This window comes from Oleiphilus sp. HI0117, assembly GCF_001635235.1.
The window spans coordinates 1-4,257 of sequence record NZ_LWGA01000907.1 but is presented as its reverse complement, the minus strand read 5'-3'; the positions used below and the strand labels follow the sequence as shown (position 1 = coordinate 4,257).

Sequence of the window (4,257 nt, the reverse complement as noted above, 5' to 3'; positions counted from 1 at the left end):
ACTTATATCGTGGTGGGTATTACATTTGCTATGTATATTGGCATAGCCATCTGGGCGCGTGCCGGGTCTACCAAAGAATTCTATGTGGCCGGTGGTGGTGTTCACCCCGTTGCAAATGGAATGGCAACCGCTGCTGACTGGATGTCTGCCGCTTCGTTTATCTCAATGGCGGGTTTAATTGCTTTTTATGGCTATGGCGGTTCGGTCTTCTTAATGGGCTGGACAGGTGGTTATGTATTGCTGGCAATGTGCTTGGCACCTTACCTAAGAAAGTTTGGTAAGTTTACCGTACCAGAGTTTATTGGCGACCGTTTCTACTCTAGAACTGCTCGTATTGTCGCAGTGGTTTGTTTGATCGTAGCTTCGGTAACCTATGTTATCGGCCAGATGAAAGGTATCGGTGTCGCTTTCTCCCGCTTCCTTGAAGTGGATTACGGAACAGGCTTGTTAACCGGTATGTGCATTGTTTTTTTCTACGCCGTCATGGGCGGAATGAAGGGCATTACCTATACGCAGATTGTTCAATATTGCGTATTGATATTTGCTTACACGATTCCGGCTGTCTTTATTTCTTTACACCTAACCGGAAATCCGATTCCACAGCTTGGATTGGGCAGTACTATGGTGGGTAGTGAAACCTTCTTGCTTGATCGACTCGATCAAGTCGTCTCGGAACTCGGTTTTGCTGAATACACCACACAGGCTCGGCTCAGTACCACGAACATGTTTGTTTATACCATGTCTTTGATGATTGGTACGGCGGGCTTGCCTCACGTGATTATACGCTTCTTTACGGTTCCTAAAGTGAAGGATGCGCGAACGTCTGCTGGTTGGGCGCTAGTCTTCATTACCATTCTCTATACGACTGCACCTGCTGTGGCAGCGATGGCACGCTTGAACCTAATGAATACTATTGAACCTGCTAAAGGCGAGCACCTTGTTTATGACGAGCGTCCTGATTGGTTCAAAAAGTGGGAAACAACAGGCTTGTTGAAGTTTGAAGACAAGAATGGGGATGGCAAGGTTCAATACACGTCTAACAAAGAAACAAATGAAATGGTGAAAGTGGATCGTGACATTATGGTTCTTGCTAATCCGGAAATCGCGCAGTTGCCTAATTGGGTTATTGCCTTAGTTGCAGCGGGTGGTTTGGCTGCCGCACTCTCGACCGCTGCAGGCTTATTGCTGGCTATTGCCTCGGCAATATCACATGACTTACTCAAGGGTGTCTTTAGGCCTGACATTTCAGAAAAGAATGAACTCATGGCGAGTAGGGTTGCCATGGCAGGAGCCATTGCCTTTGCAGGCTATCTCGGCTTTAACCCGCCAGACTTTGCCGCGGGTACCGTCGCCTTAGCCTTTGGCTTGGCAGCCTCTTCGATCTTCCCGGTCTTAATGATGGGTATCTTTAGCAAGAAGGTGACCAAGGAAGGTGCAATCGCGGGTATGATTTCCGGGATTGGTGTGACACTGCTTTACGTCTTCCAGCACAAGGGAATCATGTTTGTGGCTAGTACGTCTTTCTTAGGTGATATGCCAGCTAACTGGTTCTTGGGAATTGAGCCGAACGCCTTTGGTGCGATCGGTGCCGTGGTTAACTTTACCGTTGCCTTTGCTGTGTCGAAATTGACGGTTGAGCCTCCACAGCATGTTCAAGATTTGGTTGAACATATCCGTGTACCGGCTGGCGCTGGTGAAGCGCATGCGCACTAAGTTAGTGAATGAGAATTGATATTGTGGCCTCTTGGCGCTGGTCGTGTTGCGGCGCTAAGATTTTTTTGGGAAGTCTGCGGTTTAGGCTTCCCCCTTTTTCCTTCACTTGATGATAGATGGAGAATAAAAATGTTTAAAAACAAACATATGACGACAGCGATGGTGGTTGCACCCTTGCTCGCGATTGTGAGCTATTTTGCGACGGACTATATTGTTTCGGATATTCCTGAAAGCGCTGCACAGGGTGAAAGCTATGCCATGGTGGCCAGGTCTAACTGTCGTTATCAGAGCGGGCAATGTACCTTTAGAAATGGGGATTTAGAAGTTAAGTTTCAGCTGGTACAAACTGGCGGTAGTCAGCCAGTTCTAAAAGCGCGATCAAATCACCCTTTACAGGGAGCACAAGTTGCTTTGGTTAGTGAACAAAATAAAGATGCTCAGCCGCTAATGTTAGAAAAATCAGATGATGCGGGAGAGCAGTGGGCTATCTCACTACAAGGCCCAATTGATGATAAGAATGAATTACGAGTGGCGATGTTAGCAAATTCGACCACATTTTACGGCAGCACAGAAACAACGTTTTTCCAGTATGACACGATTTTTCCCAGAGATGATTGGTAGAGGCTTGCGCCGTTTGAATACAGGGTCATAAGTTTATGGAGCTAGATGATAAGAAACAATTTCTATCACAGTGCCCGCCTTTTAGTGCGTTAGGGGATGCTGCGCTAGAGCTGTGCCTGAAGAAGTTATCTATTTGCTATGAGAAAGCAGGCACCGAGATACAACAACAAGGCCTTGATGAAACACTTTACTTACTACGTTCTGGCAGCGTCGAGCTCAAAGACGCTCAAGGTCTATTTCTAGACCGCTTAAGTAGCGGTGATATCTATGGTGTTGGCGGTGAACAAAGGCCTGACGCCACCACAACTCAATTAACTTACCTCGAAGACAGCCTGGTTTATTGCCTGCCAAAGAGCTTTATAGACAGACTGTCGACCGAGAACGATACCTTTGCGCTGTTTTTCTCCCGTGAGACTGATAAGTCTTTGCAGATCACTGAACAGGCGAGTCACGACGCCACGGCGTATAGAGATTACCGACTCAACCAGCTGGTGTCGGAGTTGATGGTTAAGTCGCCTTTGTGTGCATCGAAAGAGACCAGTATTCAAGAAGCTGCCTTGCAGATGTCCGACGCAAAAGTGAGTTCTATCTTGCTTTTGGATGAGGGGGAATTGTGTGGGATATTGACGGACAGAGACCTTCGCTCTCGTGTTTTAGCTAAAGGAATCGACCCTCAGCTTCCGGTTTCTGAAGTAATGAGTACAAGCCTGAGAACGATAAAAGCCGATCAAACAGTGTATGAAACACAGCTGTCTATGATGACAGCGAATATCCATCATCTTCCCGTTGTCGAGAATGCGAAACCGGTTGGAATTATTACGCTGAATGACTTTATCCGTGCTCAAAATAGTGAACCGGTTTATATGATTCAGGCAATTAACCGAGCCAGTAACCGGGATACGCTTTATTCACTCAGTAAACAGTTGCCTGAACTGACCTGCAAGCTTATTCGCGCCAATGTTAGAGCCGATGAGATTGGCCGGATCATTACCTCGATCACCGATAGCATAACTCGTCAGCTGATTGTCCTTGCTCGACAGACTTTTGGAGATGAACCATGCGAATACGCCTGGGTGGTATTTGGCTCACAGGCTAGACAAGATCAGATGCTTGGCTCAGATCAAGATAACGGTATGATTCTCGATGATGCTGCAACACAGGAAATGGAAGATTACTTTAAACGCTTTGCTGAATTCGTAAATGAAGGCCTGGACAAATCAGGTTTGAAATATTGCCCGGGAGAGGTGATGGCGCAGACTGATAAATGGCGTCAGCCTTTAGAGGTTTGGAAGCAGTACTTTACTCGCTGGATCCGTCAGCCTGAACCCAAGGCGCTAATGCATGCCAGTATTTTTTATGATATTCGCCACGTTGCTGGCAAGCGTGAGCTGACGAAGTCTTTAAGTAACTTGGTATTGGAGGAGGCTCAAAAGAACACCATCTTTCAGGCATGTATGTCAGAAAATGCGCTTCAGACCTCACCGCCTTTAGGCTTTTTCAAAACCTTTGTGCTAGAGAAAGATGGCAATCACAACCCGGTATTGGATCTAAAACTACGGGGCACCGTGCCGATTGTTGCCCTGGTTCGTTTGTACTGCTTGATGAAAGGAATTGAAGAGGTAAATACCAGTAACCGGCTACAAGCTTTGGAAAGTGCAAAAGTACTCTCTGCCTCCGAAGCGAGCAACCTAAGAGATGCTCATGAGTTTATTGCTCGTTTGCGTTTGGATAGTCAGAGTAGGGCAATGATGCTGTCGCAGCCAGCGACAAACCACTTAAACCCGGATGAGTTATCTCCTTTGTTGAGGCATCAGCTTAAAAGTGCGTTTTCGGTTGTTGCTGAAAGTCAGCGCTTGTTAAAAATGCGGTTTGGTCATGGTTCTATATAAGCTTCAATACTGGTTAAAAAAACGGAATTGGTAT

3 protein-coding genes are annotated in these 4,257 nt (G+C 46.6%); all 3 read left to right on the top strand.

The genetic code is table 11. The features are described 5' to 3' along the window. The coding region (locus A3757_RS16095; RefSeq protein ID WP_068739923.1) for a sodium:solute symporter family protein at positions 1-1,713 on the top strand (1,713 nt) is incomplete at its 5' end. Positions 1,714-1,842: 129 nt separating this feature from the next. Further along, positions 1,843-2,334, top strand: coding sequence for a hypothetical protein (locus tag A3757_RS16090; protein ID WP_068552976.1), 492 nt, complete (start codon positions 1,843-1,845; stop codon positions 2,332-2,334). Positions 2,335-2,369: 35 nt separating this feature from the next. Further along, a complete protein-coding gene (locus tag A3757_RS16085; protein WP_068552977.1) occupies positions 2,370-4,223 on the top strand; it encodes a DUF294 nucleotidyltransferase-like domain-containing protein in 1,854 nt (617 codons plus the stop codon). Positions 4,224-4,257 lie beyond the last annotated feature (34 nt).

Bases quoted from the DNA above. Each gene is read 5' to 3' on its own strand.
- A3757_RS16090 (WP_068552976.1), top strand. From the start codon at position 1,843: ATGTTTAAAAACAAACATATGACGACAGCGATGGTGGTTGCACCCTTG.
- A3757_RS16085 (WP_068552977.1), top strand. From the start codon at position 2,370: ATGGAGCTAGATGATAAGAAACAATTTCTATCACAGTGCCCGCCTTTT.